Origin of the sequence: Robertmurraya dakarensis, assembly GCF_900156875.1 — a bacterium.
GTDB lineage: Bacteria > Bacillota > Bacilli > Bacillales > Cytobacillaceae > Robertmurraya > Robertmurraya dakarensis.
Map to the genome: position 1 here is coordinate 1748644 of NZ_LT707409.1, position 14680 is coordinate 1763323.

Annotated in this window: 12 protein-coding genes and 1 riboswitch; of the genes, 2 read left to right on the plus strand and 10 right to left on the minus strand. The window is 38.3% G+C overall.

Annotation, left to right across the window (positions count from 1 at the left end; translation table 11 throughout):
* Positions 1-72: 72 nt before the first annotated feature.
* Positions 73-1272 carry a phosphoglycerate dehydrogenase gene (locus CZ487_RS17205; protein WP_077213501.1) on the minus strand — a complete coding sequence of 400 codons (1200 nt, stop codon included), beginning with the start codon at positions 1270-1272 and terminating at the stop codon, positions 73-75.
* A 227-nt stretch (positions 1273-1499) separates the two neighbouring features.
* Positions 1500-1580, minus strand: a riboswitch (ZMP/ZTP riboswitch).
* Between the two features lie 117 nt (positions 1581-1697).
* Between CZ487_RS17205 and CZ487_RS17210 the strand changes: the two genes are divergently transcribed.
* The gene (locus tag CZ487_RS17210) at positions 1698-2465 is read left to right on the plus strand and encodes a DUF3891 family protein (protein ID WP_077213502.1); all 768 of its coding nucleotides are present in this window, start codon (positions 1698-1700) and stop codon (positions 2463-2465) included.
* A gap of 64 nt (positions 2466-2529) precedes the next feature.
* On the opposite strand, the gene CZ487_RS17215 is transcribed toward CZ487_RS17210, so the two are convergent.
* From CZ487_RS17215 to CZ487_RS17225, 3 genes are all read right to left on the minus strand, one after another.
* On the minus strand, positions 2530-4365 hold the full coding sequence (locus CZ487_RS17215) for an S-layer homology domain-containing protein (protein WP_077213503.1): 1836 nt from the start codon (positions 4363-4365) through the stop codon (positions 2530-2532).
* A 220-nt stretch (positions 4366-4585) separates the two neighbouring features.
* Positions 4586-4858, minus strand: coding sequence for a hypothetical protein (locus CZ487_RS17220; protein WP_077213504.1), 273 nt, complete (start codon positions 4856-4858; stop codon positions 4586-4588).
* 31 nt (positions 4859-4889) lie between these two features.
* Entirely contained in the window at positions 4890-5339 is a 450-nt protein-coding gene (locus CZ487_RS17225; protein WP_337189750.1) for a 4-vinyl reductase, read from the minus strand.
* A gap of 137 nt (positions 5340-5476) precedes the next feature.
* Here CZ487_RS17225 and CZ487_RS17230 point away from each other — a divergent pair, with 137 nt between their 5' ends.
* The gene (locus CZ487_RS17230) at positions 5477-7105 is read left to right on the plus strand and encodes a sensor domain-containing protein (protein ID WP_237562910.1); all 1629 of its coding nucleotides are present in this window, start codon (positions 5477-5479) and stop codon (positions 7103-7105) included.
* A 123-nt stretch (positions 7106-7228) separates the two neighbouring features.
* Here the strand turns inward: CZ487_RS17230 and CZ487_RS17235 are convergent, their stop codons facing one another.
* The 6 genes from CZ487_RS17235 to CZ487_RS17260 form a co-directional block, all read right to left on the minus strand.
* Positions 7229-8188: a nucleoside hydrolase gene (locus CZ487_RS17235; protein WP_077213506.1), complete on the minus strand. Its 960-nt coding sequence runs from the start codon at positions 8186-8188 to the stop codon at positions 7229-7231.
* 135 nt (positions 8189-8323) lie between these two features.
* Positions 8324-8614, minus strand: coding sequence for an HNH endonuclease signature motif containing protein (locus tag CZ487_RS27255; protein ID WP_077213507.1), 291 nt, complete (start codon positions 8612-8614; stop codon positions 8324-8326).
* A gap of 428 nt (positions 8615-9042) precedes the next feature.
* Positions 9043-10785 (minus strand): CocE/NonD family hydrolase, encoded by a 1743-nt coding sequence (locus CZ487_RS17245; protein WP_084783325.1) that lies wholly within the window; start codon positions 10783-10785, stop codon positions 9043-9045.
* Positions 10786-10808: 23 nt separating this feature from the next.
* Positions 10809-13055 carry a molybdopterin-dependent oxidoreductase gene (locus tag CZ487_RS17250; protein WP_077213509.1) on the minus strand — a complete coding sequence of 749 codons (2247 nt, stop codon included), beginning with the start codon at positions 13053-13055 and terminating at the stop codon, positions 10809-10811.
* Positions 13056-13307: 252 nt separating this feature from the next.
* Positions 13308-14060 (minus strand): NADPH-dependent oxidoreductase, encoded by a 753-nt coding sequence (locus CZ487_RS17255; protein WP_077213510.1) that lies wholly within the window; start codon positions 14058-14060, stop codon positions 13308-13310.
* Positions 14061-14138: 78 nt separating this feature from the next.
* On the minus strand, positions 14139-14657 hold the full coding sequence (locus tag CZ487_RS17260; RefSeq protein WP_161949664.1) for an RNA polymerase sigma factor: 519 nt from the start codon (positions 14655-14657) through the stop codon (positions 14139-14141).
* Between the last annotated feature and the right edge of the window lie 23 nt (positions 14658-14680).

Sequence of the window (14680 nt, forward strand, 5' to 3'; positions counted from 1 at the left end):
CAATAAGGTATCCATATTCATAAAAGAAAGAGACCATTTAGGTCTCTTCTCTAGTTCATTATCAGATTTTAATTAGATAACACGTACATTAACGATTCCATCAATTGCAGAAATTTTTTCTTCTAAACCAGGAATCACATCACCATTTATCTTGTTATCGATATCGATCATTGTATATGCATAATCTCCACGGCTTCTGTTTACCATGTCAGCAATGTTTAGTTCATAATTTGAAATAGCTGATGTGATTTGTCCAACCATGTTTGGAACATTCTTGTGGAATGCAGCGACACGGCGCTTACCAGTATAATCTAAATATGCATTAGGGAAGTTTACTGAGTTCTTAATATTTCCAGTATCAAGGAATTCCTTCACTTGGCGAGCTGCCATAATTGCACAGTTTTCCTCAGATTCTCTCGTTGATGCACCAAGATGTGGGATTGCTACAACGTTGTTCATCTTTAATACATTTTCATTAGGGAAGTCTGTTATATATTTACCAACTTTTCCACTTTCAAGTGCTACAGCCATATCTTCTTCGTTTACTAGCTCACCACGGGAGAAGTTCAAAATATGAATACCATCCTTCATAATGCTGAATGTTTCTTTATTAAACATTCCTCTTGTGTCATCAGTTAATGGAACGTGAACTGTGATATAGTCACTATTTGCAAATAATTGTTCAAGTGACATCGCACGTTGAACATTACGAGATAAATTCCATGCAGTGTCAACAGAGATGAATGGGTCAAAACCAATGACATCCATATCTAAATCAAGCGCGTCGTTTGCAACTAAGGCTCCAATTGCTCCCAATCCAATAACGCCTAATGTTTTTCCCTTAATTTCTTTCCCAACAAATTGTTTCTTTCCTGCTTCAACAAGCTTTGGAATTTGTTCACCTTCACCATCTAATGACTTCACCCATGATACCCCGGCAAAAAGATTACGAGAAGATGCCATCAATGACGTTAATACTAATTCTTTTACAGCATTAGCGTTAGCTCCAGGTGTATTAAAAACAACAATTCCACTTTCCGTACATCTATCAACCGGAATATTATTCACTCCAGCACCAGCTCTGGCAATTGCCTTTAGGCTGCTGCCAAATTCCATTGAGTGCATATTGAAACTGCGAAGAACAATAGCATCTGGGTTCTCACTGTTATCATCAATAGTATATCGATCGTTATTAAATACCTTTAACCCGCTTTCAGCAATAGCATTTAACGTCTTAATTGTTTTTGTGTTGTTCACTGCAATTGTGCTCATATTGTCTTCTCCTTTTAAGAAAGTTTTCAAATTACTACATTATTTTTTATAATAGAAAAATTTACGATAAAATAACAGTAGTAAATGCATCTAATTACTATATTAACATTAAAATATCCAAAGTTTCGATAAAAATTTTAATGTTCTAAAAATGAAACTAGAAATTAACAAAAAGTATACTTTGCTATCCCCCCTAATAAACATAAAGAGGTAAGGGATAAATCCCTTACCTCTGCCCAGGCGAACGGCTAATCGTTACTATGTGCTCCCTCGCGGTTGTCCGCGTTTCGCCAGTTACACATAGCCTTTTCATTTGCTTTATAATATCAGATTTTCTAAAAATCATCAACCTAAAAATTATAGTATTTTGAAGTTTTTGTCTAAAATCTTTAAAGTAATTTTATTATAAATCAGGAGGTGAAATCATGATTGTTGCACAACAAAACGACAGCTTTATAATGATCAATCAGCATGATCATGCAAAAGTATCAGGTTTGTTAGCAGAGAACTGGAGAGATGATTACTTCTTCGGGGTTGAAAGAAAACTAGATGTAATTTTTGCTATATACGAGCATGACCGGGGATGGATTGACCTAGATAAGAATCCGCTATTAAATAAGCGAACGCAAATACCTTTTTCCTTTATAGATTATCCATTAGCTCCTAAAATTGCCCACTATAAAAAGGGGATCGATGAAGTAGAATTCAAAAATAAATATGCTGCACTACTATGCAGTTTGCATTACGGATCATTCCTCCAACATTCTGACGATCAATACAGTCAAAATTTTTACAAACAGGAGGTACAGAGACAGCAAACTCTCTTAAAAATGTTAAATATAATAGGAATCATACAGAAAGAAAAACAACTGCAATATCATTTAGATATGTTGAAATTCTGCGATAACCTATCCTTATATATATGTTTAAATAAACCTGGTGTTGATAAATCTAAAGAACACCCCTTTTATCGGAATGGATTTTCACAACGCTTCCATTTTGCCAATAATCAGCGTATCGATGCGCACTGGAAAGATGAAGAAACCGTCAGTCTTTCAGTCTCCCCGCATGCGAAAGAAGTAGAGGTATTGTTGCCATATAAAGAAGTAGAAAAAAAGCATATCCTGGAGTTCGGTCTTAGCAAAGCCTTTCACAATGCTCCTCATTCAACAAGAAAGGTTAAGTTTATATGATGAATTCCTTGATATATCAGCAAAAAAAGGATAGTACGCATACTATCCTTCTAAAACACTAAGCCTAGCTGACTGTTATTTCAATTTCAACTTCATAATCATCATCATCTGGTGTTAAAATAACTTCTTCATCATCTGCGTCGATGTCAAAGATCGACTTGATATAGGAATTGTCTTCTAGTGCTTCCGCAATTTCTTCTGCAACTTCTTCAGCAGTATCACCTTTTTCAACTGAGAATCTGACGGTAACATTAACATTTTCATTTTTTATTTTCATATGAAGTTCATAGGTTTCATCAAAGGCTGCAGTAGACTTAACTGAAATCTTCCAGGATAGCTCTGAGCTAGAGCCTTTTATCGTGTCAGTATCCAAACCTAAAGCATCTAAAACGGCTTTGTCTCCACTAAATTGAATAGCAGGAACCTCATTTTTCGGACTGTTAATCGACTCGAAGATAAAGCGATCGCGATTAGCATCAAATGTAACCTTCACACGTTTAGCATTTAAAGCATCCTCAATTGCTTCTTCTAACTCTTCTGCAACTTCTTCTCCATCTTGCTGATCTCCGTTTATTTCTTCCACATCAACCGTTGTTCGGGTTCCATTATTAATTCGAATCGTCAGTTTTCCATCCTTCAGATCTGGTGTTTCGTCATTAACACGGTCTCCTGTTAATTTTGCTTCTTTAAAATCTGCACCTTTATCTGAATTCTTTACAACATTGAATTCTAACGGTTCTTGTTCTTCTACATTAAACGCATAAATCGATTCAATCTGATCTTTAACAACGACAATCACTACTTGCATATTCTTTTCTAAGTACTTAAAGTCTGCCAGTTTACCATTTATTTCAATTAGAACATTATTAGATACTTTAAAAGTTTTCGAGTCAATTTTTAACTCTCTATCAACAACAGAAACCTCGGAGATTTTGCCTGTCACAATACGATCAAAAGCAACCCCTTCTTCTATAGTTTCATCATCTGTGGACTTATAAGCATTAATTTCCACAATTTGCTCATTTTGAATAAGCACTCTGACTTCCATCTTAGCTTCTAAGTCTGCTAATTTAGCTGTTTTTTCATTAATTTTAACTTTGGCTTCTTCCGAAACTTTTAAAGTAGCCGACCCTATTGTCAATTCGTTTCTATCAGCTGCAATATTCGTAATTTCCCCTGCCACAACCTCAAAACGTTCAGGTTCATTAACGGGATCCTCTTCTTTAGCCTCTAGTTTATCAAAAAGGCGATTGGCAAAAGTCGCCATCTGTGCGCGTGTGACTGAATTATTTGGCCTAAACGTATTATCTTCATGGCCTGTAACAAGCTTATTATCCACTGCAACAGCTAAGTTGATTTTCTCAATAGCACTTAGGTCTGATATATCTGTAAAAGTTAAACTTCCTAAGTCAATTGCAGTGTTATTATTCGTATCCAGTGCATTGGCCAATAGATTTGCAACAAACATTCTCGTAGCTGACTCCCCAAATGGCTGAATGTCTGCCCAGCTAATAATCTCATTATACAAAGCTAGTTCAACCGTTTCCTTTGCATACTCTGGAATCCACCCCATGTAGGCATCACCATCTGTAAGCAGATCGTTTGATCTTTGCTTAAGAACATTCATGACAATGGTGACCGCTTGTAATTGCGTGACAGGGTCATTGGGACGGAACGTGGAATCAGGGTAACCATTGATCACCCCATGTTCTGCCATTCTTTCTATCGCTTCTTGAGCCCAATGATTTTCAATGTCTGTGAATACTACAACTGAAGATTCTTGTTTATTTTCGCTTTGAACTCCGTCAGCACTTACAGCCGCTCCATAGGATAAAGTTAGCGTTGCGGCTAAAACACCCGGTAATGCTTTTTTCATCCACCAGTTAGATATACTAGGCATCTATTATTCTCCCTTCATTACTTACAATTTCATCATATTTTACCACATTTTTCATAAAAATTGTCATAAAAATAGATAAAATGAAATATATATTGGTATTTTGTCAAATAATTAAAGACTCTTAATCTATTCATCACTAAGAAAGAACTAAATACTTTCCCCTATAATCGAATAGAATGAAATGCAAAAAGGAGAGTTCTGCTGCAACTCTCCTTTTTGACTATAAAATAACATGTGCCGCTATTAAGCCGAAAAAAATAAAAGCCATCTTATAATGAAACCTTCTTCTCTTCCCGGTCGCCTTCTGACTTCTTAACAATCCACTGAATAATAGAAGCATCAGTACACATACCGATAAACTTCCACTAATGATTTTTGCTGTCCATAACTGATCATATTGAGCATAGACTATTGGTGGAGGCTCCAAAATATGATTAAAAATATGGTCAAGATATTTACTGTCAACCACCTGGCTACCATTTTCATCCTCCAATTCCTACCCTGCGGATAGCATACCCCTATTATTAAGAGATTCTAATAATATATTCGCAATGTTCATCTCCATTAACATTGCATTTCACTTCGCGGATCGATATATTCCCTTCATAAATCGTTGAAATGGCACCTTCTAGAATCGCTCCTTCTAAATCACATACCATATTTCCTTCTATTATAGGTAATCCATCACAAAAGCAATCCTCAATGGCAATATGCATCTCATTTTCTGTCTTTTTAACAATTCTAGGAATTCCAATTTTCAACTCTTCAAAGATATGTAAAGCATCCTCAATTGACTGTACAGGCATACTTTTGCCAATTTCCCTGCCAACTGTAATCGTTGTATTCTTCCCCTTCATTGGCAATCCTTGATACATCCCAATTAATCGAACAGAACGAAATAACTCAAGGGGCACATCAGCACCAAGCTTGTCCCTTTTTATTTTTTTCATATCATCAAATGTGAATAAACTCACTTCTAAAACCCCCAACCTCTTAAAAGGCTCTTATTACCGTTATTATACGTTCTCGTAAATTTCAAAACAGTGATGCAAATCAATGTTTTGAATTATAAATGAGCATAAAATTAAAGTTGAAAGTGCAGGTGGGCGTTGTGGAAGAAATACAAAGGGGTACTTATAAAGATATTTTTGAACAATTGGATACAATGGCTCTTATTACCAATGAGCATGGAAATATTATCACTGCTAATACAATTTATTTTACAATGAGTGGTTTTAGCCGAGAAGAAGTTATTAACAAAAAGATAGAATCCTTCATTATAGGGAACTATCATCCTGAGAAAAGCAGTCAAAGCGAGGTTTTTGTAAAAACTAAGGACAAAAGTGAAATCCTCCAATGGCTTATTGTCAACCCGGTCTATTTCAACCGTAACAGTGATTCCTTGTGTATTTGGCTGTTGACTGACTTTCAAGTAAGCGGATACGATCCTTTGACGAAACTGCCAAATCGTTTTCTGCTTCACCAGGAATTAAACAAAGCCATCTTAACAGCTAGGAAAAACCACTCTATTTTTGCAGTTTTATTTTTGGATTTAGATCGATTTAAGTTTGTCAACGATACTCTTGGCCATTCCTATGGTGATATCCTTCTGCAGGAAGCAGCGTTAAGAATCAAACATGCCATCGGCAATCATAATATGATGGCACGTATGGGTGGAGATGAATTTGTATGTGTCCTCGATGATGTTGAGGACGAAAAAGGAGCAGAACAATACGCTAAAAAAATAATTGCGGAATTCGCTAAAACATTTGTCCTTAAGGAAACCGATATTTACATAACGACAAGCATTGGAATTAGTATGTTTCCATTTGATGGGGATGATGTTGAATCTTTAGTAACTAACGCAGATACTGCGATGTATCGTGCAAAGAAAAAAGGCCGAAATCAATATGAAAAGGCCAAAGCAGATATTAGTGCTGGAAGTTTTGAAAAATTATTAATTGAAAACAGCCTGAGAAAAGCATTAGAAAAAGATGAACTGCTATTATATTATCAACCGCAGGTAAATTTGAAAACCAATAGTGTCACATCAGTGGAGGTACTGCTTAGATGGGAACATCCTGACCTAGGAATGATTTCACCTGGAGAATTTATCCCCATTGCCGAAGAAACCGGGCTGATTCTACCTATAGGCGAGTGGGTGTTAAGAAAAGCTTGTCAGACGATGAATGACTGGCAAAAGGCCGGACATCCTCCTGTTAGAGTTGCTATAAACCTATCTGCAAGGCAATTTCTCCAGCATGATCTTGTAGACCAGATTAAAATGATACTAAGTGAAACATCTTTGGAGCCTAATCTTTTGGAACTAGAGATCACCGAAAATATGGTGATGCACGATGTACATAAGGCAATAGGAGTACTTCATCAATTAAAAGACTTGGGTGTAACTATCTCAATCGATGATTTTGGCACAGGTTATTCTTCTTTAAATTACCTAAAAGAATTCCCGATTGACACGCTCAAGATTGATCGCTCATTTATCTATGATATTGATAAGAATTCTAACAGCGTTGCCCTCACAAAAGCCATCACAACCCTCGCACATGATCTAAATTTAAATGTAGTAGCGGAAGGCGTAGAAAATTATAAACAGTTATCTTTAGTCAAGCAATTTTCATGTGATTTCGTTCAAGGCTTTTATTTTAGTAAACCATTAAGCTATGATCATATTACTGATTTCTTGCTTAACCAAAAAAATACAATAAGGAAAAATGCTTGAAAATAGACTGACTCTAATGTATTCCTTTATGGACATTGGGGTCAGTCTTTTTTGAAGAGTTTTTTTCATAGTCAATGCTGTGGTAGCTTAGTTTTCAATTATTCATTTACTGAACAAAGCTGCCTATTTGTTATGCGTTAGTGAACTTGTCATTATTTTCATAAAATCCTTAATATAGGCATGATAATCAAAACTAAGTGCAATTCGATCTAATGTTACCAATGGTTCGGCATCTGGCTTTACTCGAAAATCAGCTATCGTTCTGCCTCTGGATTTTTCGGATGTATCTACTCTGACACGTCTTGAGATATATTGGAAATAATGCGGATTTACTACAGCAAAAAGAGTGATGGCATCATGCATAGGGGATCCGTTAAGCCCTGGAATTAATTCTTTATAGGCATTTGTATAGTACTCATAAATCGGCTTTATCAACGTGGAGAATGGATTTTGTTGCTGTGCTGAGATCACATCAATCATTTGTGGAGTAACAATAGAATGATTCGTTACATTCAGTGGGATAATCGTGATATCTCTTCCTTTTTCTAAAACCAAATCGGTGGCAATTGGATCGCCGTGAAAATTAGCTTCGGCTACAGCCGTTACATTACCTGGATAATTAAATGCACCACCCATAAGGTAAATATCCTGCACAGAGTTTACTATATCCTCACCAAGCAATAGGTAAGCAGCTGCAAGAGAAGTACTTCTGCCGGTATCTACTATCGTCAATTCATCCTTATATTTTCTAATTAATTCAAAGGCAAAGTTAAAATCACGAACATTGGCTGTAAAATTCTCCGGCGGACGGATGGGCCCTAACCCTTCTGGGCCGTGTATTTCGGGATAATAAGTTACAATCTCTCCTGAAAAAGGGCCCTTAGCTCCCCTAATTATCGGAATGTCCGGTCTTCCACCTAACTGCAAGAGATAAGCAGCATTATCGGTTGCTTGCTTTTCATCAACATTGCCGAACCCCGTTACTACACCCACCAAATCAATTTCAGGATTTAATAATGCGTAAATGATGGCAATGGCATCATCAATTCCTGGATCACCGAAAAGCAGCACTTTTTTCATCATTAATCTCCTTATAATCTTAATTCAATTATAAGATATCTTATTAAATCATGAATCAATAGGTGATAGTCCAAGTTCGAACCCTCACGATCTAACTACTCCTATGACTAAAATATAACTATTCAAGTGTTTTTAATTCTACCTGCCTTTTCTTCTCCTTTCATTAGATTTTTTAATTTTCATGACTTTAGTAGGTGGCTGCTTCCGAATCCAGTTGATAAAACGTGAAAGTTTCTCATCTTTGCGCAGCTCCTCTATAGTCCTTAAGCGAGCAGCAATCTCTTCATTTGTGTATAGAGCATGAATCTGTTTGTGACAGGGTATACACAAAACGGACGTCGGTTCAAATGTCCCTCCCATTTCTTTGGGGAGCAGGTGATGAATTGTTGTCTCTACATTACTTCGGCCACAGAGCTCACAAACCCCCATAACGCCCCTCCTCTTTCATTCATAATGATAAATGTTAAATGAAACACGAAACTGACCCTCTAGTTCAGAAAAAGCCTGACATGGCAATTAAAAGGCCTTTTTATTATTTCCCATTTTCACAAATTCGTGAGAGGAGTTGATATTTTCCAGTTTTATTTTACAGAACTATGTACGGAAGCCCGCTTGTTTTCTCCGATTACGACCGGATAATGGATTGGTTCATGCAGCTTATTATCCTCCTGCTTTTTCTACATTCATTTGTATAGGTGATTTTAGATTTCCTATAGTCAAAAAATTGAAGTTCTACCCAGCTAATCTCTTATACTAAAAGGAAAAAGCAGGAAGTTAACAAGCATACTCTGCGGAGACAGTCAAAACAATATTAGTGATAATCCCTCAATCTCATTGTCCTATCACACTTATAGCTATCAAGTAGCGGGTCTCGGAATAATGGGCAGTACAATGTGGGAAGGATATTTTTCACTATGATGAACTCTCTGTGCAGCAGAGATCATAGAATCGCTATCTCTCATTGATTCACCAGTGTTAAGATTGAGGTCAAAGCGCGGAAAATTACTACTCGAAATTTCTACGCGAATCTGATGACCTGTTTTAAATAGATTACTTGTTGCCAATAAATCAATTTCATAGCGGTAAACGACATTAGGCTCGATCAAGGAAGCCTTCGCCTCGTCACCTTCTCTATATTTCGCACGAATAATTCCGTCTGCTATATTATAGGCCTTCCCATTTGGATGTACATCAACGAGCTTTGCTGTAAAATCTGTATCTACAGCTGAGCTCTCCGCATAGAGGATAACCCTCAGCGGCCCCGTTACCTCGATATCTTCCTCCAATACTTCACTGCTATAAACAAGCACATCCTCCCTTGTTTCAATGGTTTGCTGATCGACCGGGCCCCGCGGATAATGAGCTGGCAATAAGTGATTTCCTCCTAATGTTGGAACTGGATTAGCAGGATCATAAATGTAACGATCATAGCCTTCCATAACCGGTGGATTCTTACTTAACTTTCCATCACCATCTTTAGTGTTGGCATTCCCATTACTATTAAAATAATATGGTGTGTAGACTGCACGCTTCAAAGGCCATTCCTGTTCATCACGCCATTTGTTTTCACCCATGACAAAAATTTTGACTGGTGCTTCCTTTGTAATTCCGTTATCCATTCCTTTTAACCAATAATCAAACCATCTAAGCTGCAAGCTAGTTAAATCTGTTTTTAATTCGAGCAGCATACTGGATGCGCTTAAACCAAAATTCAGCTCTCCGACAGCTGGTTGAAAACTAGCGTGAACCCACGGACCGATCATAAGCTTAGTTTGTTCTTGATCCTTTAAACCTTCATAATGTTTGAGGTTGCCGTCTAATAAACAATCGTACCAACCGGCAATGGTAAATGCTGGCACCTTCAATTGGTCTTCTTTCCCTATGACACTAATTTCTTTATGAAATTCATCTAAACGATCATGATTCAAAATATCATGGACGAAAGAGGCATAACCTTCCCCCAGCTTCATCCATTCACTGTCCTTTAGAGGCAGTCTATTAAATGCTTCCGTCTCTATATTGTCAATGGCATGAATAAGCTCCATAAATTCCTTTATGAAATCCTCTTTCCCCTTTTTAGCTCTTATGACAGCATTTGGTCCTATTGTCGCTAAGCTCCATGAGCCCAATAAACCAAGCTCCAGCGCTCCCCCGCGATACATGAACACATTCGTTCCCCAAGTAATCGGAAATATCGCTTTTAGATGCGGAGGCTGCATGACTGCTGCTTGAAATTGAGTCATCCCCATATAGGAGAGCCCAAACATCCCTACATTTCCATTACTATATGGCAAACTGGCCGCCCACTCTACTGAATCATAGCCATCCATAAATTCATTCTTATAAATATAAAAGGAATCTCCTTCCGACGCAAAACGGGCACGAACATCTTGAATGATCACCACATAACCTTCGTGTGCTGCAGCAATTGGATCTAAAACTAAAGAGGATAGAGGCAAGAACGCCTTATTATAAGGCATTCTTTGTAATAAAACGGGATATCTCCCGTCTCCATCAGGTCTGAACACATCTGCATACAATTTGGTACCATCTCGCATGACAGCTTTCACATTTCTTTCGTGTATAATTTTGCTCATCATTATCCCCCTCTAAATCAATTAGATTAATTTAAAATCGGTTCCAACACCACCGGAATTCCATTTAAGACCGCGTTTCCTGACAAATCTGTCTCTAAATCATCCGTGAGGATATTCATGTTCACACCAGCATGTTTGCTGGCAGTTTCTATTCGAGTGCCTGAAAGCTGATGTCCCCAGCCATGAGGAAGGCTGATAACACCCGGCATAATATTATCGTTAATTTCTGCGGCGGCTTGAAGCTCACCTGTCCGAGAAATCACTTTTACTCTTTCCCCATTCGACAGACCCAGCTGCTGGGCATCCTTTGTGTGAAGCCATAATGTACATCGTTCTTTCCCTTTCACGAGGCCCTCAAGGTTATGCATCCACGAATTATTTGATCGTAAATCTCTTCTGCCAATTAACATGAACTTTGACTTACCATCAGCACATTTTTGACGAAGTCTCTCAATATCTCTAACAATCAATTCTGGTGCCAGTTCCACTTTCCCTGAAGGAGTTAGCAAAACTTCCGGAATACGAGGTTTTAGCGGTCCTAGGTCAACTCCATGCGGGTGCTCTTCTAAGTAAGCCAAGGTTAACCCTCCTGGATTTCTGCCGAAATGATCCCCGTATGGTCCTACCCTGATTAAAAAGTCGAGCAATCTAGAAGGTCCTTTTCGCCCAGACAATTCTTCGAGAATCTTCACAGCTTCGTATTCAAAAATAGGAGAACCAGTCCTACTTACTTCCTTTTTTACCATTGCGGTAATCAAATTGGTATCCAAAGCTTCGACTGGATCTTTCTCCAAGTCTTCATCACTTAATTCTGCCATGAGGTGAAGAATGATTTCCCATTCATCAGGCATGTCAGATGGAAGAGAGAAAACTGATTTTGAATAATTTGAAATATTCCGAACAGAGAATTTATATAGCGCCAGATCATAATGTGCTTTCTCTAAAGGAGATGGTGCTGGAAAAATAACATTTGCATTCCGGGTAGTTTCGTTTAAATAAATGTCAATACTCACCATAAAATCTAATTGTCCCAGCGCCTTTTGCAATCGCTTACTATTAGGTGCAGAAAGCGCCGGATTTCCTGCAAATGTCAATAGTGCCTTTACTTGACCATCACCTGGATTTTCAATTTCGTCTGCCATGGTATTAACAGGGAGCTCTCCAAGCACTTCCGGAACACTGCGGGTTCTGCTATGAAAACGGCCAAAATGAATACTTCCTTCTTTTCTTCTTTTACTGCTGGCAGTCACCCCGCCAGTCGCTGGATTCGTGAACATAACACCGCCTTCACGATCTAAGTTACCGGTAAGTGTATTAATGACGTTGATCAACCATGTGGTAACGGTTCCAAATGATTGTGTACATGTTCCCATTCTTCCATATACAGCTGCTTTAGGTGATGATGCCAGGTCTCTCGCCACTTTACGTATATCATCAGCCTCTATTTCACATAAAGAAGATACTTCTTCTGGAGAAAAATCTGACGCTGCCTTCCTTACTTCCTCGACCCCGTTGACATAATGCGCTAGTCTCTCAATAGAAATAAGCTCCTCCTTAAATAGAGTATGTACAATCCCTAGCAGGAATAGAGCATCTGTTCCCGGGCGGATCATATGATGCACATCCGCTTGCTGAGCCGTTATTGTCTTGACGGGATCAATGACAACAAGCTTACCACCACGGTTCTGTAAATCTTTTATTCTTTTTCTCATATTCGGTGCGGTCATCATACTTCCATTTGAAACAAGTGGATTGGCACCAATGATCATTAAATAATCAGTACGATCAATGTCTGGAACTGGGATGTTAATGACGTCGCCAAACATAAGCTCGGCTGCAAGATGTTTTGGAACTTGGTCCATCGTACTCGCGGAAAATACATTTTTCGTTCCTAGTGATCTCACGAGTTGGCTAAAATAGAGCTGTCCGGCCAGTGTATGTGCACTCGGATTTCCAATGTAAACACCTAGAGAACTTGAACCGTATTTTTCCCGGACACTTCTCAGCCCTTTTGCCGCTTCCCTAAACGCTTCTGTCCAAGATACTTCACGCCACACCGTTCCTTCTCGAATCATCGGTTTTCTAATCCGGTCTGGGTCATCATGAAGCTCCTTTAAGCTGTATCCCTTCGGACATAAATACCCCTTACTCAAAGGGTCAAGCTTGTCTCCACGGATATCGACTACATTTTTTCCAACAGTATGAATTTCCAAACCGCAAGTTGCTTCACACAATGGACAAGTTTTATAGGATACTACTTTTTCTTTTTCCAATAAATTCTCTCTCCTTTATTTGCTAATAGATTTCTTCTTTATGCCTAAAATAGTTTTTATTTAGTTATCATGAGGAGTTAAAAAAGCTAATTCCATAATATGTATTCGAGCTAATCCTTTTTATTCCTTCTCATGTGTGCTTGGCATTTCCGTCTCCTTGATAAAGAAATAAGGCTGGCTCAAAAAATGAGCCAGCCTTATTTCTTCAACTACCTGTTAATATGTAAAAATCATGGTTGCCATAATCTTTTTCTATTGATAACGAAAACCTTGTTTCCGAAGTGCAGGTGTAACATTTTTCTGATAATGCTCAAAGCCGGTATCATAGAAGCCAGCTGTCCTGCTTGACCAATTTGCCGAGCTCTTTCCATTTGTACGTTCCTTCATGTAGGTTGAGATTTTTTCATCGTATTGGTCTATAACAGCACCTTGAATTTCAGCATTATACTGCTCCTTATGGAAAGTGGCAGCAAGCGGGAGGCGGGGCTTTTGTTCCGGGATGTCTCTAGGGTGGCCCACCACCAGTCCCGAAATAGGAAACACATATTCAGGGAGCTCTAACGTATCAATAAATACCTGAGGGTTCCGACGGATTCCGCCAATTGGAACTATCCCCAATCCCATTGATTCCGCGGCATTGATTGTATTTGATAAAGCGATCCCCACATCTGTAGATCCTATAATAATGGCTTCAATATCATCGACAATTTGAAGCGTTTTGCCATTTTTTTCTGCAGCAACCTTTGCTCGATAAAAATCTAGGCAAAAGATAAAAAATACGGGTCCTTCTTCAATCCATCTCTGCTTGCCTGCTGCCTCAGCTAACTTTGCCTTCTTTTCCTGATCTCTTACTTCAATAATACTGACCTGCTGACCATTGACCCAGTTTGGTGCTGCTATAGCAGATTCTATCATGGCTTTAACCTGCTCTTCTGTAACATCCTTTGCCGGATCGAATTCACGAACAGATCGATGGTTTTTTAAAAGCTTGACAGTTTCGTTCAATTTAACTCCCCCTTTTTTCTTTATCATACTTTTTGTTAGGGAGGCAAATCAAACGATTAGCATAAAAACCGGACTCAGCTACCCAAGAATGGTTTTTAGCTGTTTTCTGACACGATAAAAGTTTGTTTTAACTGTTCCTTGCTTTAGATCAAGCTGCTGGGCAATTTCTTTTTCCTGTAATCCATTCATTTTCAAAAGAAATACATTTCTTTTATCAATTGACAACCCTTCGATGAAGCGGAGAACTTCCTCTTGTAGAAAGGTTAGCTCTACTTCTTTTTCAACATTACGAGTAGATTGTAACGTCGAGTTATGACTTTCATCTAGAATCGTATTTTCAAAAAATACTTCATTGTTCCGCTTCTCTTTTCTTATATAATCAATCGCTGTCCGAGTTGCGATCCGAGCCAGCCACGGCCCCATTTTATCCACATCCTGTATGGTATCCATTTTCTTATAAGCTTTCACAAATGTATCTTGTACAACATCTTCCGCTTTGTGATAGTCCTTTGTTATACCATAGGCTGCCTGAAACAATCGCCCACTGTACTTCGAACATATTTCATTCATATCTACACGAGAATGTAAGTCGGTCAATTCCATCCTCCTCTCCCTCGATT